The sequence below is a fragment of the Pinibacter aurantiacus genome, assembly GCF_019130065.1.
Classification (GTDB): domain Bacteria; phylum Bacteroidota; class Bacteroidia; order Chitinophagales; family Chitinophagaceae; genus Pinibacter; species Pinibacter aurantiacus.
This window is the reverse complement of the sequence record NZ_JAHSPG010000018.1, coordinates 58051-84457: the sequence shown is the minus strand read 5'-3', so window position 1 is coordinate 84457 and position 26407 is coordinate 58051. Positions and strand designations below refer to the sequence as shown.

Below are 26407 nucleotides of genomic sequence, written 5' to 3'. Positions count from 1 at the left end.
ACCGTCCTCACCTCACACCTTATACTTCACTCCTGTTTATTATACCTCACAGCTCATGCTTACTAAGAAGATTGCTCGCACCAAAGGTTAATAATATAATGCTCAAGGAGCTTGATGGCATAAGGATGGCAGCTATGAGTGGAGACAGGTTTCCCTGTACGGCAAATGATAATCCGATAATGTTGTAAATAATAGAGAGAATGAAGCTGGCTATTACGATTCGCTTGTTCAACTTGCAGATGCGTATAAAGCCGGCTAATTTATTAAGTTTGCCTGCTTCGAGGATAGCATCACTGGCAGGGGTAAAATTATTGCTGTCGTCAGTGATGGCAACGCCTACGTTACTTTGCATCAATGCAGCTGCATCGTTCAACCCGTCGCCGAGCATCATCACAGTATTACCTTTCTTTTGTAGCGATTGAATGTACGCAAGTTTGTCGTCAGGTTTTTGATTGAACAACAGCTTGCTATTTGTTCCGAATATTCTGCCTAACGCACCTTTCTCAGAAGCGTTATCGCCTGAAATAACAGATAGGGCAACTTTATTTTTTAATTGATCTATACAAGACTCAACCTGGCGATAGTGATTTTTGAAAGTAAAGTACCCTGTAAAATGTTTATCAATCGAAACATACACCCTTGTGCCTTGTTCATGTTCATTTTTTGATCCTGTGATGAACTCTGCCGAGCCAATAGCGATGTGTCTGTTTTTGACCAAACCCGAAGTTCCTTTACCTGTTTCTTCAGAAAAATCAGCAACGCTGTATGCAGTATTTTTTCCTAAAAAATCTGCTAACGATCTGCTCAATGGATGATTGGACTGAGATGCCAATGCCGCGATTTGCTGTTCTGTTTCTTTTGAAATTTTTTCGCCAATATATTCAATATCATGTTTGTGCGCATTGGTGAGTGTTCCTGTTTTATCAAAAACAACATTGTCAACTTTAGCTATCTCTTCTATTGTTTCTGCATTGCGTAAGTAAAATCCATTGCGGCTGAGTATGCGCAGTACGTTACCGTTTGTAAATGTGTTAGATAACAGCAAGGCACAAGGACAAGCTACAATGAGAATGGCGGTTACAGCGCTCCAGATTTTAGTTGGATCAACAAATGCCCAATATATGGCTGTTATCAATGCGATAGAGAAAAGTATTACAGTGAAATATCTGCTCAATGCATGAACAAATGACTTCTTCTCCAGCTGTTCCTTCTTTTGAGAATCTCCATTGTTCCACAGTTTCGTCAAATAGCTTTGCGCCACTTCTTTTATCACAAGTAATTCAATGTTGGCGCCTTTTTGTTTGCCGCCTGCATATATAATTTCGCCCATTTCTTTTGTAACAGGAATGGATTCGCCGGTTACAAAACTGTAATCAATATAACCATGACTTCTTGTTATAATTCCATCCGCAGGAATTAATTCTTCGTTATGTATCAATAAGGTATCTCCTACTTTCACATCGGGTAATGCGGTGGGAATTTCTTTACTCTCTTTTAACACACTAACGGCAATGGGGAAATAAGATGTATAATCGCGGTCGAATGAAAGTCGCTGATAGGTTCTGTCCTGCAACACTCTTCCTATAAGCATAAAGAAGACGATGCCGGTCATCGAATCAAAATAACCGCTGCCTGTAGACGTCAGTACCTCATACAGACTTCTGAAGAATGTCACAAAAATTGCCAGCACGATTGGCGCATCTATATTAAGGAACTTTTGTTTAAGGCTTCCCCACGCAGAAACGTAGAACGGCTGTGCGCTGTAGAAAAAAACCGGCAGCGCGAGCACAAGATTTATGTAACGAAAAAAATATTGCAGATATTCTTCGCTCTTTTCCAGGCCAAGATATTCCGGAAAACTCATGAGCATGACATTGGCAAAGCAAAAACCTGCTACGCCCAACTGAAAAATCATTTTCCTTGAAACGCGGGGCTTTTTCTTTCCCAAATCATTCAAGGAAATATAGGGCTCGTAACCAATACTGGTCAGCAGAATGGCAACATCTTCCAGAGAGAATTTGGTATGATTAAAAATGATCTCGACTTCTTTTCTCACAAAATTCACTTTGGAACTGATGACGTCAGCATTCAATTTTGGCAAATTATCGAGCAGCCATAAACAGGAACTACAGTGGATCTGCGGCAGATAAAGCGTAACGTGCGATTGCGTTTCATCTTTAAAGGAAATCAGCTGCTGCACAATTTTTTCGTCTTGTAGAAAAGCAAATTTCCCCTGTCTTACCGCTATTTTCTGATTAATCCCCGGATTTTGATTGAGGTCATAGTATTCGCACAACCCGCTTTTATTGAGCAGCGAGTACACCATTTTACAGCCTTCGCAACAAAATGGTTTGTCATCCAATTGTATTGGGTTAATATTGCAGTCTTCACCGCAATGGTAACATTGTACTCTTTCGGCTATTTGTGCTTCCAAAATGAAATTTTAGGCAAATTAGAAACAAACCACCCCGCGACTATTGAAGTATCTCATTATAATAACTGACATTTGTCATATATTTATTTGCAACCTATTATGACTTTTGAGTAGTGTATTGAATCAATTTTGATAGTATGAGAAACATTTTGATAATCGACGACCAAACAGAGATCAGAGAAAACATTACTGAAATTCTTACCCTCGCTGGGTACAACGCCCTGAATGCGGAAAACGGGAAAAGGGGAATTGAAGTGGCGCTTGCAAACAAGCCCGATCTGATCGTTTGTGATATTATGATGCCGGAGCTGGATGGTTACGGCGTTCTACATATGCTAAGAAAAAACCCAACGACAGAAAACACACCTTTTATATTTCTTACTGCAAAAACAGAAAGAAATGACTTTAGAAAAGGCATGGAAATGGGTGCGGACGATTTCATTACCAAACCTTTTGATGATATCGAGTTGCTAAAGGCAATTGAAGTGAGGTTGAAAAAACTTGATGTACTCAACAAAGGTTATGAAGCGACAGGACAAGGCATTAACTCCTTACTGCGCGACCTTAAGGGCACCGGCTTCATGAACATGCAAATGGACCAATACGAGCATGTAACCTTCCACAAACGTCAGCAGATGTATACAGAAGGCAAAAGACCTAAAAGCCTTTTCTACATTAAAAAAGGTCGTATTAAAACTTTCAAGACCAACGAAGACGGCAAAGAATATATCACCAACTTATATAGTGACGGCGATTTTATCGGCTATCACGCTCTTTTGGAAAACTCTGTTTATGATGACAACGCAGAAGTGCTGGATGAAACAGAGATTGTTATTATTCCAAAAGATGAATTCCTGACTGCAATATTCAATGATCTTACTATTGCTCACAAATTCATCAAACTCATTTCGCTGAATGTAAAAGACCAGGAAGAAAGGTTGATGCAGCTGGCTTACAGTTCTCTGAGAAAGCGTGTAGCGAAGGCTTTGATAGACATCAGTGCAAAACTTAAAGTTGGCAATAACAATTCTCCTATCGCCATATCAAGAGACGATATCGCTCATTATGTAGGCACTGCAACTGAATCTCTTATCAGAACGCTGAGCGATTTTAAATCAGAAAGATTGATTGAAATACGTGAGGGTAAAATAAGAATTGAGAATTTCGATAAGCTGAAGAATTTGCTGTATTAATAGATGCCCCGAGGCTAAAACGCATTCCGTAGAGACGCATGAAAATGCGTCTCTTTTTATTTGGGACACTGCCACCTGTGTGGACGCACGCCATTTCTGGGCGGACACCATTCATAGTTGTTACATTCATTTGGGTGGTACAGAGACGCATTATCATGCGCGTTACAGAGACGCATTGTTATGTGTGTTACAGAGACGCATTATCATGCGCGTTACGGAGACGCATTATCATGCGCGTTACGGAGACGCATTATTATGCGTCTCTACGGGAGTTTCAATCTATCCAGCAATTCCTTATCCGCTTTGCTGTAGCCGTATTTTGCTTTTGCTAAATATTCATTTGCTTTCGCAATATCTCCTTGCTTGTTTTTTATTTGCGCCAGTAACCAATACGTTCCCGGATAATTTGGATCATGTTTTATCATGTTGTTGGCAGAGGTTTCTGCCAATGTAAGATTGCCGGTTTTGAGGCTTAGCTGAGTCAGCATCTGCATGAAATACAGTGCGTCTATCCAAGGATCGGGTCCGGTTTGCCTAAGCAATGTGGACTGTATTTTATCCATTTGTTTTACAAACGTGGTATCATAAGGATTTTCGAGCAGGCCAATTCCCATTTTGATCATACCCATTCGGGCATAGGCATAACTCGACCGCTCTTCTATTGTGGCCGCTGGGATTCCTTTTTTCACATCGTCATTTCTGATACTATCAATAATGAAGATTCCTTTTTGGTAACAGCTCCTGGCCGCCGAGACATTGCCTTTGAAAACATTTGCCATGCCTTCAATAAGATAACCCTGTCCCCTGTTTTGCCATTGACTTGTGGCGCTCAGTTTTCGCGCCAATTCAATGGCTTCATCCAATCGATTGTTGTGTATGAGGAAATAAGGATGCCCCTTGCGCATTTGCCCCATCCTGTATGGATTGAAAGGCGTTAGCGTATCCAGCTCTGAAAATATTCGTTCGGCATCTTTGTATTTGCCCAGATATTGATAACAATATGCCAATAGTTCCATGTTGTGCGCATGATGCCAGTCATAATGTGCAGGCATGGCTTCCGTTTTGTATTTCTGCTGTTCCAGCGTAAATGCATGAGTGAATTTTTCAATCGCCTCTTCTACTCTTCCTGTTTTCATAAGATCATGCGCATACATGTGCCATGCGTGAGGGATGGCAGGTGCTGCTTTGGTGTACATCGCTCCATATTCGAGCGCCTTTTTAAAATCTGTAGCCCCTTCATTTGCATGGATCAATATGTGCCATACTCCAAAGTGATTGTATTGTAGTTGCTGCGATTTTAAGAGATAGTCATCAATGGTGTGTCTACTGGCCTTCTCCTCCGTTTCGCCATCAGGTGAGTGATAGTCAAACCTGAACATGCCGGTGAAAGCCCACATCTCTGCATCGTTTGCGAACTCGAAGTTTGCTTCATCCATCAATGATTCCATTTTTTCTTTCTGTTGATGAGTCTGCACACTGTCCCATGCAGGTTGATCCACCTCATATTGCAACTGAATGAACATCTTTTCGCGTGGAGTCAAATTTTCAGCCAATGCAAACGCCTTTGCTATTACATTTCTTGCCTGAGTGGTGTCGCCCAAACCATCATACGCGTTGGCCAGGCCCCAGTAGATCATGGCCGTCGTGTCATATTTAAGTGCAGTATAGAATGACCTAGCACCTTGTACATATTCGAAGTTATAAACGTAAGCCATTCCCTGGTTAAAAAACTTCTGTGCTTCGGCGCTTTTGGTGCTGATGGAGAGGTTAAACTCCCCGATGCCGGTTTTAATTTCTATTGTTTTTTGCAAAAAATCTTCCGGCACGCTTATGGCGCCGGAGCGTGCGATCGACCGTTTTTTCCATTCATTTATTTGGGTAATTGTTAGCGGTGCATTTGCCGGTTTTTGCATGGCAACGAGTAGTGCCGCGGTAAAAGTCAAAACCGTTAATGAAACCCAGATGTACCATTTCATAAAAGCAGAGTTTGGAGGGTGATGTTATAGAACGATTTGGGTCGCGGATTTGGGGCGGCAGATAAAAATTCCGTTATGATCTGTCATCGAGATGCGCTGCGTTAAAGGATCGAATAGACGTTTTATCGAGCCGGGGTTTCAACAAGATACAAAACGGCCTGACCACTTAAAAGCACAAAAAAACCCCGACTGCATTAGTCGGGGTTTTAAATATTGTTGGGAAACGTTCTTATGCTTTTTTCAGCTTAATGATTCTCGTAAAACTCATCAAACGCATGATTTGATAAGTAGGATCAAGCTCAAACCATTTTTTTGCAAAGTTTGGACTCTTGCCATACTTGTGGTGGTTATTCTGGAACAACTCTCCCAAAAGGAAAATACCGAAGGGTTCGCTGTTTTTGGAATGATCGCCATTGTCAAAGTTTGAATAGCCATATTTGTGACCGCACCAATTTACGATAGCGCCTTGTACCGGCCCGATCAGAATGTGAACTGGCAGCAACAAGAACCACCATGCACTTGGCGCAAACGCGATGTAAATACCTGTGTATACTGCTACCCATGCTATACGGGTGATCATGTGATCTCCGAATTTGTCCAATTTTTCCCAAACCGGCAGATACTCTTCGGTAAACTCAGGATCTGGCAAAGACTTACCAGTCAGGAAATTATTGTACATGAGTCTTGTATGAATCATCATGTGCCACACGTCTTTAAAGAAGTGCGGAGAATGCGGATCCTTTTCGGTATCGCTATATACGTGGTGCATACGGTGCATTACTGCATACGCACGTGGAATCAAAAATGAAGAGCCCTGTGTGAACCAGGTCAGGAAGTAAAAAAGTTTCTCTCTTTTTGTTCCTGTAGTATACATTTGATGGGATGCATATCTATGCAGAAAAAATGTATGAAAAAACAAAGAAAGAAACCAATGTGCGAAAAAGAAACAAAGTATTACTGTCATTCGTCAACAATTTCAAAAATTGCCGCGAAGGTACTATGATGAATGTTATATAAAAAATGATTTTGTCTTATTTGTGTAAATTAACAGTTCGTAGTTCTAATAAATTCAATGCGTTAGGATAAAATCCTGTTACATTTTTGTTAACGAGCCTGATCACCTCGTCATACCACAGGGGAACTACGGGTGCATCGTTCATTACCATCTGGTCCATTTGGCGGTAAATCTGGTAGCGAAGCGAATCATTGTTCTCCTGCATTGCCTTTTCATATAACTGGTCAAAAGCCGGGTTGCGATACCTGGTGTAGTTTGGTGGCGCCGGATTTTTCGAATAAAAAACACTGAGATAGTTTTCTGCATCCGGATAATCGGCGATCCAGCTACCACGGAAGAAAAGTGCCTCCGATTTGGCAGTTTGCTCCAGCAAAAGGCTTTTTTGTACCACTTCTACCTGCACTTTTATCCCTGCATCTTCCAGTTGCTTTGCCACGAAACTGCCCAATTCTCCGTAAATGGGTATCGTTAAAAGCTTGGTCACGGGCATGTTCTGACCGTCCGCAAAACCGGCTTCCTTCAATAAAGCTCTCGCTTTTTCAAGATCGTAATGGTACCCCTTAACTGCGTTTGCATCGAAAGAGGGCAAGCCCTGGGGCACAAAGCCGCTTTCTGCCGGGGTGCCGATGGAATTGCGCAGATAGAGCATCATTTTCCGGCGGTCAAATGCGTAGTTGATTGCCTGTCGCACTTTCTTAAATCGCAGGGGTGACTGCTTCAGTAATTCGTTGGAAGAATCTACCAAAATACCCAGATACTCAATATTCAGGTAGGAATGTTTAGATAAGATGACTTTGTCTTTCCATTCATTTTTCAACTCTCCTTTTTTAGTAAGAATTTCATCTTTAAACGATGCTTCGATGTCGTTGACAAAATCCAGTTGCCCCTGGCGAAACAACAGGAACTCGGTTGCCTTGCTGTCGTAAAATGAAACCTTGATGCCATCGAGATAAGGCAATTGTTTTCCGGCGGAATCATGTTCGAAGTAATGCTCATTGCGTTTCATGATCAGCGCCTGTCCGTCTTCCCAGGCCACCATTTCAAACGGGCCTGTGCCGCAGGGATGACTGCGAAAATTCTTTCCGTATTTTTCAACTGCTTCATGGGGAACGATTGAGCAATACTGCATGCTTAGCAAACCAAGGACGGGGTTAAATGGTTTTACGAGCGTGAGTTGAAACGTGCTATCGTCAAGCGCTTTAAAGGCGCTGCTGTCTTTTATTTTATCGTTGAATATCCACGCGCCGCTGCTGGCCGTTGCTTTGTCTATGATGCGTTTGAAACTGTATTCAACATCTTTTGCAACGAACTTCCTTCCTTTACCGCCAGGAAAAACCTCGTTGTCATGAAAGAAAACATCGGTGCGCAAATGAAATGTAAATACCGTTTTGTCCGGGTTCATATCCCAGTCTTTTGCCAATGACGGCTTTATATTCAGCCCGCTATCCACTTCCACCAATGTGTTGTACAACTGATGAATTGCCCACATGATGGACTGATTTTTTGCGAATGCTGGATCGAGCGAGGCTATGCCTGTGCTTTCGTTGTAATGAAATATTTTTCTGTTGGAGTTGTGGTTTGTGCGACAAGCCGACATTAACATGCACAGAAAGAGGGCGCCAATTTGAAAATTTGAAAATTTGAAAATTTGAAAATGGGGCCTCTGGTGGCCATGTTTTTTTCCAAGTTCCGATGTTTCTAATCGTTCTGATTTCAAATTGTGCAGTTTTTACATGAAAGGTGCGTTCGTTACCCTAAAGGATTCTAAATTAGCGAAGTATTTGTTTAGTTGGCACGCAGATTTTCATGATCGTCATGATTTTTTCTGATTTTATCAAACCGATTAAAAAAATCATGACGATCATAAAAATCATGAGAATCTGCGTTCCGTTTTATCAAAATCATTTAAACATGAAAGGAAAACTGTCCGTACTTTTCTTAATGGCTTCTTTTGTTGGCAGCACGGCATTTGCACAGCCTTTGCACAAGCTCGCTTCGTTTACCCATGCAGACACATTGCGTGGCTCGCTGAACAGCGAAAGAACGTGGTGGGATCTGCTGCGTTATGACATTACTGTGAAGCCTGACTACGCGAACAGGTCAATCACGGGCTCCAACAAAATCACCTATTTCGATAATGGCGGACATACGATGCAAATAGATTTCCAACAACCAATGGAAATAGACAGCATTGTGGGTGACGGACAAAAATATCTGTACGAAAGAGAGAACAATGTTTTCCACGTACACATCCGGGATTCTGCGGCACGTTATAAAATAAAACCTGGCCCACGTGATCTGACGGTCTACTTTCACGGCAATCCAAGAATTGCAAAGAAAGCACCCTGGGATGGCGGCTGGATATTTACAAAAGACAAACAAGGCCGGCCATGGATGACCGTTGCCTGCGAAGGACTTGGCGCGAGTGCATGGGTGCCTTGCAAGGAATATTTAGGGGACGAACCAGATAGCGGTGCATCGCTTTCTATTATTGTTCCTGACACATTGATGGGTGTTGGAAACGGCCGCCTGGTAAGCACTGTAAAGAACAACGACAATACCGCGACCTATAAATGGGAGGTTAAAAATCCTATCAACAATTACAATATCATTCCTTACATCGGTAAGTATGTAAATTTTGGCGAAGTGTTTGATGGCGCTAAAGGCAAACTGGATTGTAACTACTGGGTGATGGATTACAACCTGGATAAAGCGAAAAAACAATTCACACAGGTGCCCCCAATGTTGCGTTGCTTCGAGTCATGGTTTGGCCCTTATCCTTTTTATGAGGATGGCTACAAACTAGTGGAATCACCACATTTGGGCATGGAGCACCAAAGTGCCGTTGCTTACGGAAACAATTATCAGAACGGCTACTATGGTAAAGATCTTTCAGAAACGGGTTGGGGTTTGAAGTGGGATTTTATCATTATTCATGAAAGCGGTCACGAATGGTTTGGCAACAATATCAGTTGCAAGGACATTGCTGACATGTGGATCCACGAAAGCTTTACGAACTATTCTGAGACACTTTACATCGAATGCCAGTTTGGCAAAGAGGCGGCGAATGACTACGTGATTGGCTGCCGTAAAAAAATTGCGAATGATATTCCCATTATCGGTGTGTACGGTGTGAACCAGGAAGGCAGTGGCGATATGTATTACAAAGGAGCAAGCATGTTGCACACGATTCGCCAAATCATCAACAATGACGATACTTTCAGGAATATTTTGGTTGGCCTCAACAAAACGTTCTACCATCAAACTGTTACTGCAAAGGACATTGAAACTTACATCAATCATCACTCAGGCCTGAATTTTTCAAGAGTGTTTGATCAATATTTGCGCACTGTTCAAATTCCGGTTTTAGAATACAAATTCGAAGCGGGGCTGGTAAAATACAGATGGAGCAATTGCGTGAAAGGTTTTGCAATGCCTGTTAAGGTAAAAATGGGGCCGGAGAAATGGCTCTACCCTACAGAAGAATGGAAGTCTGAGAGAATGCCTGCGGATGTGGGGTTTGTGGTGGATCGCAATTTCTACGTGGACACCAAGAAAATGTGATAATTTGAAGATTTGAAAATTTGAAAATGGATAAGTGCTACTTCGCAATTAATTCATTCATTCTTGCTAAGCAAGGTGTTTAAATTGAATAATGAAGGCCGCGCCAAAAGCATTTTCAAATTTTCAAATTAGCATATTTTCAAATTATAAATACTGCGGCAATTTAGCCAAAAACAACTCCAGCCCGCGCTTTTTGGGTTCCGTCAGTTCGTAGCTGATATGCTCGGTATAGTATTCTTTTAGGTCGAAAATCGTGTATGGGTGCTCAGCAACTACCTTGTCTAGTTGCTCCAGGCCGAGGGCGTTGGCCTTGTTGAATTCTTCGATGAAGGCGGGATCGAGCTGCTTATTGCTGATCCAGGCGGCAAATACGAAGGGCAAACCTGTCATTTGGATCCAGGCCTCGCCGAGGTCGTAAATGTATTTTGATGTTTTGCGTTGCTCAAGTGCGCGGTCGCCAATCACTACGCCGGCAGTGGTTCCGGAGATGTGCTCGCGGAAATCTTCTTTGGCATCGGTAAGAATGGGATCCACTTTCCAGAATTCTTTCAGCAATATGCGGGCAAGCCTAACCGAAGTGCGGCTCTGGTAATCCAGCAATACTTCTTTGATCTCGTGAATGGGTACTTCACTGAAAATGCACACTGACGCTACCGGTCTGTCGCAGCCAATGCAGTAATTTGTATTGATGTGCCATTCTTTTAACCTGGGAATGATGGCCACTGGCACAAGGCCTATGTCTATTTTGTCTTCCACCAGCATGGTGGCGATTTTGGACGGAAATTCTGTAATTAACTCTATCTGGTCTTTCATAGCGCCCTGCTCAAATCCATATAGCAAAGGCTTTGCGTTCAGGTAGCTAACAGATCCTACTCTAATTTTTCTTTCCACTCTGTTTGATTTAATTTCGCAAATGTACAGTACTCAATCATTACAAGAATTTTTGTTTAAAACAAATCATGGAATTAACTACGCTTTCTGCCATTTCGCCTGTTGATGGCCGCTATAGAAGACAGGTACAGCATTTAGATGAATATTTTTCTGAATATGCCTTGATGAAATACCGCGTTATCGTGGAAATAGAATACTTCATTTTCCTGGCAGATAAGAAATTCTTTTCGCTGAATGCAAAAACAAAGAACTTTTTGCGCCAGGTGGCAGAAAACTTTAGTATCGAAGATGCACAAGTGATCAAGGAAACGGAGAAGATCACCAATCACGATGTTAAAGCAGTCGAGTATTTCATTAAATCAAAGCTGGACGAAGCGGGTGTTGAAAGCCTCAAAGAGTGGGTTCACTTTGGTTTGACTTCACAAGACGTGAACAATACCTCTATTCCGCTTTCGTGGAAACATGCGATTGAAATTGAATATTTGCCTGCTGTTTTAAACCTTAACAACGAATTGAAGGTGCTGGCTGACAGCTGGAAAAACATTTCGATGCTGGCTCGTACGCACGGCCAACCTGCGAGCCCTACCCGACTTGGTAAAGAGGTGATGGTTTTTGTGGAAAGGATACAAAACCAGGTGGAACAGGTGATCAATGTGCCTTTCTCTGCAAAATTTGGGGGCGCAACCGGAAACTTCAACGCGCATCACGTGGCCTTTGTGAAAAAGAACTGGGTGGTGCTCGGAAACGATTTCGTGGAAAACAGACTTGGTTTGCAAAGACAACAATTCACTACACAGATCGAACATTACGACAACCTGGCTGCGCACTTCGATGCCATCAAACGTATCAATAATATCCTGATCGATTTTTGTCGCGATATCTGGACATATGTGAGCATGGATTACTTCAAACAAAAAGTAAAAAAAGGCGAAGTGGGATCTTCCGCAATGCCGCATAAGGTAAACCCGATCGATTTCGAAAATGCAGAAGGCAACCTTGGTATTGCTAACGCATTGTTTGAGCACCTGGCAGGCAAATTGCCTATCTCCCGCCTACAGCGCGATTTAACGGATTCAACAGTTTTGAGAAATATCGGTGTGCCATTTGCGCATACGATCATCGCGATCAAATCAATTGAAAAAGGTTTGAGCAAACTGGTATTGAATGAACAAAAGCTTGCTGCAGATCTTGATAACAATTGGGCGGTTGTAGCAGAGGCAATTCAAACTGTTTTGCGTCGCGAAAACTATCCAAAACCTTACGAGGCTTTGAAAGATCTTACTCGTGGCAATGCAACGATCAATAAACAAGTGATGCATAAATTCATCGACGGCCTGAAGGTAAGCGCTGACGTGAAGAAAGAATTGAAGAAGATTACGCCGCATAATTACACTGGTGTGATCGCAGCGTTTTAGCAACTATTAACGCTTAACGCAAAATGCCCAACGCAATGGTTCTGCGTTGGGCATTTTGCGTTAAGCGTTATGCATTATTGGTTTTAAAAATAAATGGGTTGCGTGTTTTGTGTTTACCGCTCGAATCTTTTCAAAATTTGATATCCGGTTTTCATTCGTAATAAACAACGATGTTCCACTGTTCAGCAATATTGGCGCAATGCTTAAATGAAACTCATCGACCAGGCCGGCGTTCAAATATTGCTGTATAACATTTGCTCCGCCCATTATCCAAACGTCTTTTTCTTTCGCTGTTTTCTTTGCTTTTGCAAGGGCACTTTCAATGCCATCATTTACCAACGTAAATCCTTCCCGGACTTTTAGCAGTTTTGAACTCACTACAAAGGCGTGCGCCTCAAACGGAGAATTGCTGCCCCATGCACCATCGATAGCGATTTGATAGGTCCTGCCACCGGTAATAACGGCGCCGCTATTACTGACAAGGTCTTGCATAATCTCTTTGTCTTCCTTTTGGCTGCCTTCGAACAACCATTTATGCAATGCCTCGCCGTTCGTGCCCATCGGATTATTTTCAGCAACATCCGGCCCGGCAATGTAGCCGTCCAACGACATTGTGATGGTTGCAATGGTTTTGCCCATAAACAATAATTGAGTTGTTGAATGATTGCGTAGAGACGCATGATAATGCGTCTCAGTAACACCAAAGGGGTGTTGCAATAAAACAGGGTTTACATCTGGCAACACCAGAATATTGCGGAGACACCCCGATATTGCGGAGACGCTCCGATATTGCGGAGCGGAGACGCATTATCATGCGTCTCTACGGGTTACGCTTCGGCCCTCTTAAACGTAATTACAGCGCGTGACATTTTCTTCAGGTCGTCATCGTCCGAAGGCATCGAATTTGTAGCAACAATCACCACACCTTTGTAATCTTCTATTTTGTGCATTAAATAATTTACGTCCTGATTCGCATACTTGTCATGCGAATCCTTTACGTTTGTTCGTTTACCGAACAATGCATCTGCTTCATCGAAGAACAATATCCAGTCATGGTTTTGTGCGTTGCTGAAAACCTTGTCAAGGTTCTTTTCTGTTTCGCCGGCATACTTTGATACAACCTCAGATACGTTTATTCTGTACAATTGCCTGCCTTCTTCTTTCGCCATCAATGCAGCAGCGGCTAGCTTATCAGCGGCATCATCGCCCTCAAACAATGCGATATAGTTGCACATTTTGTTTAAAGGAACCAGCGTTTGAAGTGTGTTTAATTCAGCCTTTGCGAGTGGAGAAATGTCCAGACTTTGCCACTGCTTTTGAGTCGTGAACAACTTACCTGTGTTGTCGTGATTGTTGGAAAAAAGATGAGAAGCAAAGTCACTTATTTTCTGTAATGGATTTGGCAAGCTCATACAATACGTTTTTGTTATATGTAATTTACCAAGAGTTGGCGGCAATTGCAAACGAAAGTTAATAACCGAATAACTGATTAACTGAATAACTGAGTGGTTGAACGTCAACATGTAAAATCGACAATAACCACTCAGTTATTCAGTTAATCAGTTATTCAGTCACTTATCTATACAAGCTGTTTCTTTTGAACAGGAATTCCCTCAGACTTTGGGTGCTTTTTGTATTTCCTTCCGTACCAGATCATAAAGCCGGTAATGGGAAGGCTGGCGCAAATAAGGCTTACCAGGAAGGCGGCAATTTTGCCGGGCAGATTGAAATATTGTCCTACGTGCAGGCCGTAATTCATTTCATTGAATTTCATGCCGGAGCTTTTCACGCTATGTGGTAAGCTTTTCAGCAGCTTGCCGGATGAGGGGTCAAAATAATAATTATCCTGATGATCGTAGTTTAAAGATTTGGCGTAGGCACCGGTTGTTATGGGGTCGCTTTTAGCAAAGGGGGCTGTAACAAAAAACATCTCGGCGCGGGCAGATCTTTTCACCGTTTCAACGAAGGCTATATCCATGGCTGGATGCGCATCTGACACCACGGTGTTTGTATCAATCACAGGATGCAAGTCTTCGTTCTTATCGTATTTCTGGCCCACATTTGCCACATTGTACATGGCTTTGTGCATCCAATCATAATCGATGGCAAGGCCGGTAAGCGCCAGCACCAAAGCGATAACAGAAGCATAGAACCCAAACACTTTGTGCATATCATAGTTTACGCGGCGCCATCTGCCTTTCCATTTTATGGTAAAGCTCATTTTGCGGTCATGCTTGCGTTTGGGCCACCACAGTATTATGCCTGTTATCAGCATCACAACAAATATGATGACAGACACTCCAACAATCTGTTTGCCTATCACCGGTGGTAACAGGAGATATAAGTGAATGTATTCTACAATAATGAAAAAGTCATTTCTAAGATTCTCAGTGGCAAGATATTGCCCCGTGTAGGGATCAAAGTAAATGTACAATTGTCCGCCCTCGCCGGAAGAATATACCGCCGCAGATCTGTTTTTTCCTGCATACACCACAAAGCTAGGCTTGTTGGCCGGCACTCGTTGCTTCGCATTTTGAAAAAGAACCGAAGGCGCTACAAACGCCTGGTCGCGTTGCTCAACGTGCCTGTAGGGCCTGGTTACGTCTTTAATCTCGTCATGAAAGCAGTACAAGCAACCTGTAACACTCACAATAAAAACAATCAACCCGGTTGATAACCCCAGCCAAAGGTGCAGTCTGCCGATCCAATATTTTAAAGTGTTCTTCTTTTTCAAATCATTGAATTATTGAAGTCAAATGGGCTAAATAACTGAATTATCAAATAATTGGGCTGTTCGCACATCTTCAATTATTCAATAATTCAGTTATTCAGTTATTCAGTTATTAAAATCTAAACGCAATATTCGCTGTCACGCTTCTCAACTTCTGCGGACTGAATGATGAGTAACCGATCCAGTAATGTTCATTGGTTAGGTTATCAAGTTTCACGCCTATTCTGTATTTGCCTTGTTCGTAAAACAAAGTAGCACCTAATACAGTGTAAGAAGGCAGTGTGAATTCGCCAACATTTGCATCGTTGATCACTTTATAATCACTCACATAGTTGCCACCAAAGCCAACACCAAGTCCTCTTAATTTCTCCACCTGCAGGTTATAGCTGATCCAGAAATTGCTTGCCCATGGCGAAGTGGCTGTAGCTGGTCTGCGGCCAAGTACACTCGCGTCAGCTTTTGTATATTTCGAATCATTGTAAGAAAGGCCAAATGAAATGTTCAAACCTTTTATCGGGTTGGTGATCACTTCTCCCTCGAAACCTGTGCTACGCTGCGTTCCGTCTTGTATTTGCGCATACGGATTGTTAGGCGTTGGCATCGAGCGCACCATGTTTGATACTTCGATGTTGTAGTAACTCAAAGTACTGCTGAGTTTGCCACCAAACATATCCAGCTTTACACCGGTTTCAAACTGGTTCGCCTGTTCAGGTTTGAACGAATTGCCTTCGTAATCAACACCGGTTTTATTGGTGAAGCCATTCTGATAATTAGCAAAAATCGAAATCCTGTCTTTGATCGGTTGGTAAACGATACCGAATTTAGGCGACAATGCGGTTTGGTTGTAAGCAGATCCCGGAGTGATCGTGCCCGTAGATTTATTAAAATTTCCTTTGTTATCGAAATGATCTAAACGAAGTGCAGCTGACAACATTAAGTTTGGCAACAAATTAAATACGTCGGAAATATAAGCGCTGTAGGTATTTGTTTTATAGATCAGCGGATAATTATACGCATCAATGGTTGTCCAGTCTCTCACGATCATCGCATCTACATTTCGTTTGTTGAACGCCATGTAATTTGGCGTGGCCCCAATAAGCGGAACAGTATCAAAACCCATGTTGTAAAACACCTGGTCAGAATTTTGATAGAAGAAATCAAGCCCGCCTACGAAACGGTTTCTATGATTGCCGATATGAAAATCGCCGATGAAGTTTTGTTGCAGTTCCATTACCTGGTTGGTGCTGTGATCGGTGAACTGATTATTTCTGGAAATAGAATCGCCCGGCAGTAAATAGAAATAAGGAGAAGGACCGTCAGAAAAACTGTTGGTGATAGAATATGTCGTTTGGGAGCGCCATCCGCTGCCCATCTTGTAATCCATTTCCGCAAAGAAATTCGCATTGCGGGCAGTTTGGTACAAGTCGGAATTTGCGTAGGATTTCTTGTAATCCATTTTCAGTTTATCAGGGCTGTCGCCGCTTAATTTAGACATTGGCATTAGCCATGGGAAAAAGTAAACATTCAATCCTGTGTTTTGTCCCTGGTAAAATTCTGCATCAAACAGGAATGACAATTTATCATTCACTTTATAGGAAAGACTTGGCGCCAGGGAAAATCCTTTGCTGAAGCCATTGTCAGTAAAGCTTTTTTCAGCGTTGTAAGCTGCATTTACGCGTAGCAAAACTGTTTTCGCAGAATCCAACGGCGTGTTTACATCCACGCTGAACCTGTTGAAATTGTAACTGCCACCTGCGTAGGAAATTTCACCACCCACTTTCTCGTAAGGCTTTTTGGTGACGCGGTTGATCAAGCCTCCATAAGAAGTGAGGGTGCTACCAAACAATGTGGCAGATGGCCCTTTGATGATCTCGATTCTTTCTATGTTGGCAGCGTCGATTGTGCTGGAAACATTTCCTGCAACGCCATTTCTCAACTGGCTCTGCAACACAAAACCGCGAGAGTTGTAGTAACTACCGCCGTCGCCGCTTCTTCCCGTTGCGATCCACATTTTGTTGATGCCCGGTGCATTTTTCAACGCATCATCCACTGTAAACACCATTTGGTCTGCAATCAGGTTTTTGCTGATAGTCGTATATACCTGTGAGTTTTCCATGCTTTTTAAAGGCATTTTGGAAACAAAATCACTCACTTTTTTGGCGTACTTATTATTACCTCCCGTTACGATTACTTCCTGCAATTGTTTATTGGAAGCAGTCAGTTGAATATTTATTGTGGTGGTATTATCACCTGTTACGTTCACTTGTTTGGTAACCGTGTTGTGGCCAACAAGGGAAACTTCAATTTCATAGTTACCCGGACGAACGTTGAAGAATGAGAAAACGCCATCCTCATCTGTGAATGCGCTTTTGTTGGTTCCCTTTAAAATTACGGTTACATAAGCGGCGGGTTTGTTATCACTCGTAGTAACGGTTCCTTTGATTGTTGCAGCGTTTTCGTCTCCGTTTGCATATGTCATAAGGAACGCAAAAAACAACATGCAAACAGCTGATAGTTTTGTAATAATTCTTGATACGGGGGTCATTCTTCTGAATTTGGCTGCAAATTTCCTTGAAATCAATGGCTTATGGACTACGAAATAGGGAAAAACGGTTTACGCGATGCGGAAAAAGTAGAGAGGTTGCGGCCAGTAGTCAGTTGCCGGTAGCCGGTGGTGGGTTGCGAAATGATTGGCGGAACCCTTGATGACTTTAAATTATAACTGAAGCCTGTTGAGATTTGGAATTCAGTTTATCATTTGCAAAAGAAAGATTGCAAATTCTACTTGATGGGGTAAGCAAATTCAATTTGTGCTGAATTAAAATGTGAGATAAATACGCTCTGTTTATGCAAAAAGGCTTGGACAAACTCAGCCTGACACTCTAAGCGGAGTGTCAGGCTGAGCTTGTCCAAGTCCCGTTAAACTCATTTGATATCACCACATTTGTTTCGCTGCAGCGTACAGACAAGGCAATGCCTTGTCTCTACCGGCCGGCGGCCAAAAACTTCTCGTGCAAATCCAACACCTGCTCAATCACCGGATGCTGTTCGTCGTTGATGATCACGTAGTCGCACAAGCGCATTTTAATCTCTTCGTTGATTTGGTTTTGCATTCTTTTCAGCACCTCTTCGCGGGTCACATTGTCACGCTGCATGATGCGGTGAATGCGCATAGCTTTGGGTGTATACACTCCTATCATGATGTCGATTCCTTCCTGAGAACCGCTTTCGAAAAATAGTGCAGCTTCTTTAATGGCGTATGGGGTGGTTTGTTTTTGCATCCACTCACTGGCGTAGCGGATGGCTTCCGGATGCGTGACGCTATTGAGGAAAGCTAGTTTTTCCTTATCGTTGAATACCTGGCTGGCAATGAATTTTCTATTCAGCACATCTCCGCTATACGCTTCTTCTCCAAAATATTCTGTGAGTTTTTCGCGGATAACCGGAGATTCGTTCATTATATTTTTTGTTGCATCATCTGCATAAAATACAGGAATACCAAGCACTTCGAAGATTTTTGAAACGGTACTTTTGCCGCTTCCTATTCCACCAGTAATACCGATTTTTAACATGGATTATGTTTTGGACATTTGCCACTGAGGCACAGAGAATACAGAGATATGGAATAAAGCTAAGAATATTAAATAATCCTCAGTTGTTCTGAGCCTCTGTGGCAATAAAAAACCGGAACCACTCAAAGTAATTCCGGTTGATAATGTAAAACTGCGCGCACTTATTTTGCCGGAGTCGGATTGTTCTGTTGTTTGGACCACTCAAGGCTGATCGCACTTTTCTCGATTTTCATAGTGCTTCCAGGGCTTGTTTCGATAATGATGGTACCATCTTCGTTCACTTTATTTACAATACCGTGAATACCTGCAATGGTAACAATCTTGTCACCTTTCTGCATGCCTTCCTGGAATTTTTTTGCATCTTTTGCTTTCTTAGCCTGTGGGCGAATCATGAACAGCCAGAACACCAATATCATACCTCCTAGTAAAACCAATTGAAGCGTTCCGCCTCCCGCTGGTGCCTGTAGTAAAGTCAGATTTGTCATTTTTGTTTTATTTTTTGAAACGTTATGATTAATTCAAAAATCAAAAGTCAAAATTCAAAAAAGTTGAAAGTCGACTTGTCGGCCTTGATTCAGAGCGATTCTATTTTGACTTTTTAATTTTTACTTTTTATTTTTTCTTCTCCACTTCTACTTCAAAAACCAGCTCATGCTCCTGCGTGCCTTTCGTATTCGCAGTTACATAAAGGGTTTTGTGTTGCATGCCGGATTTTCCTTCACTGTTAAAAGAGGCTTTGATCAATCCTTCTGCTCCCGGAGCAATTGGCTCTTTCGGAGGATCAGCCACTGTACAACCACAGCTTGGCTGCACGCGTGAAATGACCAAAGGCTTGTCTCCCGTATTTTTAAAAGCGAAGCTTACATCCAGTTTTTGACCTTCTGTAATTTTGTCAAATTTCTTGTCTTGTTCCTTCCATTCTATGGTAGTGAACATTGAGGAATCCATTTTCAAAGGGCCATTTTGTATCATTCCGCCGGTTGTTTTGTTTGGGTCTTTCGACTTACAACCAACCGTCAGCAGGGCACAAACTGACATGATTAGCAAGTAACGCATGGTGTTTTTTTGCAAATGTAATGGATTTGATTTTTCGACTACTTCTTGAAGTTGACTTTGTGTAATTTGTTTTCCTTCACCAGGTCTTTGTGAATATTATCCAGAATACCGTTCACAAACTGGCCGCTTTGCGGGGTGCTGTATTCTTTCGCCAGGTCAATGTATTCATTGATGGTTACTTTGGCAGGAATGGTTTCAAAATACAATAATTCACACACACCCATTTGCATCATGATCATGTCCAAAGTGGCAATACGCTCAGGGTCCCAGTTCTTTAATTTTGGCGTGATGAGTTCCATCGTCACGTCTTTTTTGTCCAAAACAGTCTCGGTCAGACTTTTGGCATATTGCCATTTGTCTTTCGTGAGCATTTCCTGGAAATTAAATGAACCTGGTTTTTGTATATAACTCATAACCAGCATGTTGATCATGTCACAATCATCATCCCAGTTAGAGAAAATTTCTTCTAAATGATCTGTATAGGCTTCATTTGGAAGCAATAAATCGCTAAAAATAAATTGCAGTATATCTTTCTCAGACTTTGTTTGTCTGCCTTCTGCGTGAATATATTGTTGGTATTCCGGTTTTTCGGTCAGTTCGAGGTAGAATTTGCGCACCATGTCTTTATCCAGCATTGCAGCGATCATGTCTTCGCTGAGTGCCTTTTGGTAGCTGCTGTCCTCGATAATTTTCCAGATGATTTCGTTGCCCGCCAGCTTGGTGTTTACATTCAGGTCTTCTGCTGAAGGCAAATGTTTAGAAGCTTTTTGATGAGCGTCAATTTCAGCATATCGCGCAAGCTCTGTCAGGAAATGAATGTTATAAACTAATAATTGTCTCGTTAAATCGAACTGCTTTTGGAGGAGCCTCGCTGCTTCGCCGGGTTTAAGATCCTGATCTTTAGTATCTATCACATAAAGCGTCTGCATGACTTTTACCCGGATATTTCTTCTACTGATCATATGCTGTAAGAACTTATTGAAGCCGCGAAGGTAGCGCATAATTTGAAAATTCGAGACGCGGCAATTTGAAAATTTGAAAATATGCTAATTTGAAAATTCAGAAAGTCGAATTCTCACTATTAAGTGCAACCATCGGCATTCAAAAATTAAACAATTGAACAGCATGAATGACACGTTAATATAACGAAAGGTCGACCTTCAGCATTTTCAAATTTTCAAATCTTCAAATTTTCAAATTAAAGCATGTGCCAAAATTTCACATTCCCCAACGCATATTCCACCTCCAAGACTGCCAACTCTTCTTTTTTCCAACATTTTGAACCTATTGGCACGTAATTCGTTTAGTTTTGTGCCGAACCAAAAAACAGGGCTAAACGGCCCCTTTGTAATAGTTTATCTATAAAAAACACAAATATTATGGCTAAGAAGCTAAGCATTACTCCTTTGCATGACAGAGTTGTTGTAAAACCAGCTCCTGCTGAAGAAAAAACTGCCGGCGGCATCATCATTCCTGACACAGCGAAAGAAAAACCACAACGCGGAACCGTAGTGGCTGCGGGTCCTGGTAAAAAAGACGAGCCTGTAACTGTAAAAGTGGGCGATACCGTTTTGTATGGCAAATACGCAGGTACAGAACTGAGCGTGGAAGGTAATGACTACCTGATTATGAGAGAGAGTGACATTTTGGCCATCGTTTAAACGATGACCAAAAATTTGAAGATGTGCTGATTTGAAAATTTGAAAATGCTTTAGGTGCATCGTTCAATTGTTTCACTCAGGCTTTCTCAAATTGTAACAAATGTCAAATTAGCGCGAACTCAATTTTCAAATTCCCAAATTTTCAAATTTTCAAATTAAGAATATGGCTAAGCAAATCTATTTCGATATCGAAGCTAGAAATAAAATGAAGAAAGGCGTTGACACTTTGGCCAACGCAGTTAAAGTAACTCTTGGACCAAAAGGTCGCAACGTTGTGATCGAGAAAAAATTCGGTGCACCAGCTATTACTAAAGATGGTGTAACGGTTGCAAAAGAAATTGAACTGGAAGACCCAATTGAAAACATGGGTGCTCAGATGGTGAAAGAAGTAGCATCTAAAACTGCTGATATTGCAGGTGACGGTACTACTACTGCTACTGTTCTTGCACAATCCATCATCAGCGAAGGTCTGAAAATGGTAGCTGCGGGTGCAAACCCAATGGACCTGAAACGCGGTATCGACAAAGCGGTTAAAGCCGTAGTTGAAAACCTCGTTAGCCAGAAAAAAGATGTTGGCAACAACAACAAAATGATCGAGCAGGTAGCTACTATTTCTGCTAACAACGATAGCGAAATTGGTAAACTGATCGCTATGGCTATGCAGAAAGTAGGTAAAGAAGGCGTTATCACTGTAGAAGAAGCAAAAGGTACTGACACAACTGTAGATGTTGTAGAAGGTATGCAATTTGACCGTGGTTACATCTCTCCTTACTTCGTTACCAACAGCGAAAAAATGGAAGCTGAATTGCAGAACCCATACATTCTTATTTACGATAAGAAGATCGCTGCAATGAAAGACATCCTTCACATCCTTGAGAAAGTTGCACAAAGCGGCCGTCCCTTAGTGATCATCTCTGAAGATCTTGAAGGTGAAGCTTTGGCTACATTGGTGGTAAACAAATTGCGTGGTACCATTAAAGTGGCTGCTGTTAAAGCTCCAGGCTTTGGCGACAGAAGAAAAGAAATGCTGAACGATATCGCTATCCTTACTGCAGGTACTGTAGTAAGCGAAGAGCAAGGCTTTAAACTGGAGAATGCTGACCTTACTTATTTGGGCCAGGCTTCTTCTATCACTATCGATAAAGACAACACTGTTATCGTAGGTGGTAAAGGTAAAAAAGCGGATATCACTTCCCGCATCAACCAAATTAAGGCGCAAATCGAAAACACAACATCTGACTACGATAAAGAAAAACTGCAAGAGCGTTTGGCTAAATTGAGTGGTGGTGTTGCTGTATTGTACGTAGGTGCTGCAACTGAGGTTGAAATGAAAGAAAAGAAAGACCGCGTAGACGACGCTTTACACGCTACACGTGCCGCTGTTGAAGAAGGTATTGTGCCAGGTGGTGGTGTTGCTTACATCCGTGCTATCGCAAGTTTGGAAAAACTGAAAGGTATTACCAACGCAGACGAAGCAACTGGTGTAAACATCGTTAAACGTGCTATTGAAGAGCCTCTTCGCCAGATCGTTTCTAACAGCGGTATCGAAGGTTCTATCGTGGTACAGGCGATTAAAGAAGGTGAAGCTGACTACGGTTTCAACGCTCGCACTGAGACTTACGAATACATGTTTAAAGCGGGTGTTATCGACCCAACTAAAGTAAGCCGCGTAGCATTGGAAAACGCTGCTTCTATCGCCGGTATGTTGCTGACTACAGAATGTGTAGTGGCTGACAAACCAGAACCTAAAGCTCCAGCTGGTCCTGCTATGCCAGGCGGTATGGGTGACATGGGTTACTAAGATTTACAAAGATGATTTTCATATGGCCGAATCCGAAAGGGTTCGGCTTTTTTTGTGGATAGCGCGCTGTGGGATGGACGTTGAGTGGGGGAAGAATGAGCCAACTGCACTTATTACAACAACCAAAATAATACGTTTGTAATTTGCTGATAGTCATTATTTGAATTATTTTGCTTTTAGCAAACTCAGACCGCACAATTAATTAACAGTATTAGAATTTTCAACAACCCCAATTATGAAAGTATTTATTAGCTGGTCCGGACAAAGAAGCAAAGAAACAGCTGAGGTTTTAAGTTCATGGATTAGACAGGTAATTCAATCAGCGGAAACCTGGATTTCTACTGACATTGAAAAAGGAACACGATGGAACGACAAAGTTAATAAGGAGCTTGAACAAACTAAAGTTGGAATAATCTGTTTAAACAAAGAAAACCTTTCATCTGAATGGCTGCTTTTTGAAGCAGGCGCTCTTTCTAAAACAACTGATGCCTTTGTATGTACTTTTTTGCTTGATGTTACATCAGCAGACATCAAACCTCCGCTTGGGCAATTTCAGCACACGAGTTTCTTGAAAGATGACGTCAAAAAACTCATGCATTCGATAAATAGCAAAATACTAATAAGCGGAGAAAAAAACCTTCCTGAAAAAGACTTGGATGAGGTCTTTGAAATATTTTGGCCTCGGCTGGAATCTAAGCTTGAAATTATTCAAAAAAAATTGCCCTCAAATTCAAAAAGCCAGCGAACAGATAGAGATATATTGGAAGAAATCCTCCAAGCCGTTCGTTCGACAAATACTGCTGATGATTTGACTAAAAATTTTATTTACTATTATTTGTTAGACAACAATAAGCGTGGAGCGGCAAATATCTCTCATATAAATCATATTCTCCCCAAATATTTTAACTCCTCCTACGTAAGGAACTTGGAATACGATATTCTTCTCAATCTTTTGGAATCTGATAAAGAAAACAGGGAGAAAGACACTAACCCAAAAGATGAAGCAGACAAAAAGACTGAAAGTTCTGACACAGATGACAATGATAACTTCATCCAATAAGATATTTCCCGAACTAAATTTAACCCCAATGGCAAGAAAGTGCTACATCTCATTTAAAACAGAAGATACTAGTTATAAAAACTACATTCAAACACAGATGCACATTGACATGATCGACAAATCACTAAATCAGCCAATAAATTCATTTGATGAAGACTACATCATGAGGGTCATTCGCGGTGAATACTTGTCTGATTCAACAGTCACTATTCACCTAATTGGAAAATATGGAGCAGAAAATCGAGGGCAGCAAGAACAACGCTTTATAAAACGGGAACTTCAAGCATCCTTATATCATGGACCAGGTAACACACAAAATGGCATTTTAGGCATTGTCTTACCAGAAATGACCACTACGATCTACGGGAACCAATATGTCTGCAACTCATGCGGGCTCGCTCATAATTACGTTGGGATAAACGACTCAACAGTTATCAGAGAGTTTAGTTACAACTACTACGTCCCAAAACAAAACAAGTGTTCATGGGCAGAAGATGACAGATACTGCGTGTTAACAAGTTGGGAAAACTTTCAAGCAAACCCTACCCTTTATATTGAAAATGCTTTTGCAAAAAGAGAAAGTGAAATTGCAAATTATACAAAAGTAAGGCCTTAATATAATTAATAATGGCAAGTACAATACGACCGATATCGGAACAAGATTTTACTGGTTTATACATAGCATCTGACAAGGCGTCAAAAAATGCACAAAAAAGTTATGTCACTGTTGTAGCAACAGTTTTGGCTTTGACAATCTTTGCCTCAGCTTTAGCAATTTACAACTATCAATGCGCATACTCCAAACGTCTACTTTACACCATCTCAGGAATTTCTCTTCTTATTAGCATGCTGCTTACTATTATTCTATTAACAAAAAAATTTGAGGACTTTTGGTATCAAGGAAGAGCCTTAGCAGAATCTTGCAAAACTTTATCTTGGAGATTTATGACTTGCTCTGAACTGTTTGAGAACACAGTACCGCTCGCAACCGCAAAACAACGATTCACTAACAGAATTGATGATTTGGGAAAAGAGTTTACTGAATTAAATAAGGCCATGAGCGCGGACTTAATAAATAATGCAGTTATTACTCAACTGATGTTAGACATAAGAAGTCTAAGTTTAAATGATCGAATAAAGTATTACATTCGAAATCGAATTGAAGATCAAAAATTATGGTATTCTCAAAAGGCGTCTTTCAATTTGAAGAAATACAACCTCTGGTTCTTTTTAATAATTGCAACACAAGGATTGTCTCTTGCAAGTGTCGTTTTCTTAATATCAAATCCTGACTCTAATTGGAATTTTGTCGGCTTCTTTACTACAGTCTCTGCCGCGTTCCTTAGTTGGTTACAACTGAAACGACATCAAGAATTAAAACAGGCTTACACTACCGCTTCACAAGAATTAAACATCATAGCTTCTTTGGCTGACGATATTTCATCAGAGCAAGAATTTTCTAAGTTCGTATTGGATTCAGAAAATGCTATTTCTAGAGAACACACTCTTTGGCTGGCACAGAGAAGAAAATAGATAGGGTATTTCGCCCACTCATTTTCCCAGTTGGCCTATCACCTTCTCCAACAATTCAATCTTACTATCTTTTTCTTTTAACAACGCTTCATTAAGTCGTTTAATTTCTTCCAATGCTTCCAACCATTTTTCAACAGGATTCACATTGAAAACCGGATTGGCTCCTGCATTAAGAAATGCACCGTGATCAAAACTATTTGAGATAATATTTACAGCTTGTTCCTCATCGAAATTCAACAATACATCAACAGGAACTTTTAAGGCGTCTGATACCAATTGCAGAATCTCCGGGTCCACGGTTTCTTTTTGCTCCAATAAGGAAATTTTACGCTGGGTCAATTCTTCGCCGAGTTCACCGGCAAGGCCTTCCTGTTTCCAGCCCCTCATTTCGCGAAAACGTTTAATGTTGCGGCCCTCGTGTATTTTATGCATGGAGTTGTGTTGTGCCATAGAAACGAAGTTAGAAAAACAATTAAGAATTAGGAATTAAGAATTAAGAATTGTT

At 41.5% G+C, this 26407-nt stretch carries 22 protein-coding genes; 8 read left to right on the top strand and 14 right to left on the bottom strand.

Annotated features, from left to right (window positions below):
• Positions 1 to 46: 46 nt before the first annotated feature.
• On the bottom strand, positions 47 to 2434 hold the full coding sequence (locus tag KTO63_RS24135; RefSeq protein ID WP_232373321.1) for a heavy metal translocating P-type ATPase: 2388 nt from the start codon (positions 2432 to 2434) through the stop codon (positions 47 to 49).
• A gap of 137 nt (positions 2435 to 2571) precedes the next feature.
• Here KTO63_RS24135 and KTO63_RS24130 point away from each other — a divergent pair, with 137 nt between their 5' ends.
• Positions 2572 to 3627 (top strand): response regulator, encoded by a 1056-nt coding sequence (locus KTO63_RS24130; RefSeq protein ID WP_217794545.1) that lies wholly within the window; start codon positions 2572 to 2574, stop codon positions 3625 to 3627.
• 263 nt (positions 3628 to 3890) lie between these two features.
• Here the strand turns inward: KTO63_RS24130 and KTO63_RS24125 are convergent, their stop codons facing one another.
• The 3 genes from KTO63_RS24125 to KTO63_RS24115 form a co-directional block, all read right to left on the bottom strand.
• Positions 3891 to 5603, bottom strand: coding sequence for a tetratricopeptide repeat protein (locus tag KTO63_RS24125; RefSeq protein ID WP_217794544.1), 1713 nt, complete (start codon positions 5601 to 5603; stop codon positions 3891 to 3893).
• Positions 5604 to 5832: 229 nt separating this feature from the next.
• Complete coding sequence (locus KTO63_RS24120; protein ID WP_217794543.1) at positions 5833 to 6567, bottom strand: acyl-CoA desaturase; 735 nt, start codon at positions 6565 to 6567, stop codon at positions 5833 to 5835.
• A 67-nt stretch (positions 6568 to 6634) separates the two neighbouring features.
• The gene (locus tag KTO63_RS24115; protein ID WP_232373320.1) at positions 6635 to 8107 is read right to left on the bottom strand and encodes an ABC transporter substrate-binding protein; all 1473 of its coding nucleotides are present in this window, start codon (positions 8105 to 8107) and stop codon (positions 6635 to 6637) included.
• A gap of 422 nt (positions 8108 to 8529) precedes the next feature.
• Here KTO63_RS24115 and KTO63_RS24110 point away from each other — a divergent pair, with 422 nt between their 5' ends.
• Positions 8530 to 10182 (top strand): M1 family metallopeptidase, encoded by a 1653-nt coding sequence (locus tag KTO63_RS24110; protein WP_217794541.1) that lies wholly within the window; start codon positions 8530 to 8532, stop codon positions 10180 to 10182.
• A 144-nt stretch (positions 10183 to 10326) separates the two neighbouring features.
• Here KTO63_RS24110 and KTO63_RS24105 read toward each other — a convergent pair whose 3' ends face one another.
• Positions 10327 to 11073, bottom strand: coding sequence for a menaquinone biosynthetic enzyme MqnA/MqnD family protein (locus tag KTO63_RS24105; RefSeq protein WP_217794540.1), 747 nt, complete (start codon positions 11071 to 11073; stop codon positions 10327 to 10329).
• Positions 11074 to 11141: 68 nt separating this feature from the next.
• Between KTO63_RS24105 and purB the strand changes: the two genes are divergently transcribed.
• A complete protein-coding gene (purB, locus tag KTO63_RS24100) occupies positions 11142 to 12488 on the top strand; it encodes an adenylosuccinate lyase (protein ID WP_217794539.1) in 1347 nt (448 codons plus the stop codon).
• Positions 12489 to 12548: 60 nt separating this feature from the next.
• On the opposite strand, the gene KTO63_RS24095 is transcribed toward purB, so the two are convergent.
• The 8 genes from KTO63_RS24095 to nusB all read right to left on the bottom strand — a co-directional run bounded on the left by KTO63_RS24095 (position 12549) and on the right by nusB (position 20809).
• Positions 12549 to 13127: a dihydrofolate reductase family protein gene (locus KTO63_RS24095; protein ID WP_217794538.1), complete on the bottom strand. Its 579-nt coding sequence runs from the start codon at positions 13125 to 13127 to the stop codon at positions 12549 to 12551.
• A 188-nt stretch (positions 13128 to 13315) separates the two neighbouring features.
• Positions 13316 to 13900: an AAA family ATPase gene (locus tag KTO63_RS24090; RefSeq protein ID WP_232373319.1), complete on the bottom strand. Its 585-nt coding sequence runs from the start codon at positions 13898 to 13900 to the stop codon at positions 13316 to 13318.
• Between the two features lie 167 nt (positions 13901 to 14067).
• Positions 14068 to 15222: a PepSY-associated TM helix domain-containing protein gene (locus KTO63_RS24085; protein WP_217794536.1), complete on the bottom strand. Its 1155-nt coding sequence runs from the start codon at positions 15220 to 15222 to the stop codon at positions 14068 to 14070.
• A 109-nt stretch (positions 15223 to 15331) separates the two neighbouring features.
• Positions 15332 to 17764 (bottom strand): TonB-dependent receptor, encoded by a 2433-nt coding sequence (locus KTO63_RS24080; RefSeq protein ID WP_232373318.1) that lies wholly within the window; start codon positions 17762 to 17764, stop codon positions 15332 to 15334.
• A 439-nt stretch (positions 17765 to 18203) separates the two neighbouring features.
• The gene (gene coaE, locus KTO63_RS24075) at positions 18204 to 18791 is read right to left on the bottom strand and encodes a dephospho-CoA kinase (protein ID WP_217794535.1); all 588 of its coding nucleotides are present in this window, start codon (positions 18789 to 18791) and stop codon (positions 18204 to 18206) included.
• A 161-nt stretch (positions 18792 to 18952) separates the two neighbouring features.
• Positions 18953 to 19276 (bottom strand): preprotein translocase subunit YajC, encoded by a 324-nt coding sequence (gene yajC, locus KTO63_RS24070; RefSeq protein ID WP_217794534.1) that lies wholly within the window; start codon positions 19274 to 19276, stop codon positions 18953 to 18955.
• A 127-nt stretch (positions 19277 to 19403) separates the two neighbouring features.
• Positions 19404 to 19847 (bottom strand): DUF1573 domain-containing protein, encoded by a 444-nt coding sequence (locus tag KTO63_RS24065; RefSeq protein ID WP_217794533.1) that lies wholly within the window; start codon positions 19845 to 19847, stop codon positions 19404 to 19406.
• Between the two features lie 38 nt (positions 19848 to 19885).
• Complete coding sequence (gene nusB, locus KTO63_RS24060) at positions 19886 to 20809, bottom strand: transcription antitermination factor NusB (RefSeq protein ID WP_217794532.1); 924 nt, start codon at positions 20807 to 20809, stop codon at positions 19886 to 19888.
• Positions 20810 to 21226: 417 nt separating this feature from the next.
• On the opposite strand from nusB, the gene KTO63_RS24055 reads away from it, so the two are divergent.
• From KTO63_RS24055 to KTO63_RS24035, 5 genes are all read left to right on the top strand, one after another.
• Positions 21227 to 21508: a co-chaperone GroES gene (locus KTO63_RS24055; protein WP_217794531.1), complete on the top strand. Its 282-nt coding sequence runs from the start codon at positions 21227 to 21229 to the stop codon at positions 21506 to 21508.
• A 163-nt stretch (positions 21509 to 21671) separates the two neighbouring features.
• On the top strand, positions 21672 to 23309 hold the full coding sequence (groL, locus tag KTO63_RS24050; protein ID WP_217794530.1) for a chaperonin GroEL: 1638 nt from the start codon (positions 21672 to 21674) through the stop codon (positions 23307 to 23309).
• 235 nt (positions 23310 to 23544) lie between these two features.
• Positions 23545 to 24369 carry a toll/interleukin-1 receptor domain-containing protein gene (locus tag KTO63_RS24045; RefSeq protein WP_217794529.1) on the top strand — a complete coding sequence of 275 codons (825 nt, stop codon included), beginning with the start codon at positions 23545 to 23547 and terminating at the stop codon, positions 24367 to 24369.
• A 28-nt stretch (positions 24370 to 24397) separates the two neighbouring features.
• Positions 24398 to 24985 (top strand): TIR domain-containing protein, encoded by a 588-nt coding sequence (locus KTO63_RS24040; RefSeq protein WP_217794528.1) that lies wholly within the window; start codon positions 24398 to 24400, stop codon positions 24983 to 24985.
• Between the two features lie 11 nt (positions 24986 to 24996).
• Positions 24997 to 25902, top strand: coding sequence for a DUF4231 domain-containing protein (locus KTO63_RS24035; RefSeq protein WP_217794527.1), 906 nt, complete (start codon positions 24997 to 24999; stop codon positions 25900 to 25902).
• An 18-nt stretch (positions 25903 to 25920) separates the two neighbouring features.
• On the opposite strand, the gene KTO63_RS24030 is transcribed toward KTO63_RS24035, so the two are convergent.
• Positions 25921 to 26352 (bottom strand): helix-turn-helix domain-containing protein, encoded by a 432-nt coding sequence (locus KTO63_RS24030; protein ID WP_217794526.1) that lies wholly within the window; start codon positions 26350 to 26352, stop codon positions 25921 to 25923.
• Positions 26353 to 26407: the final 55 nt, after the last annotated feature.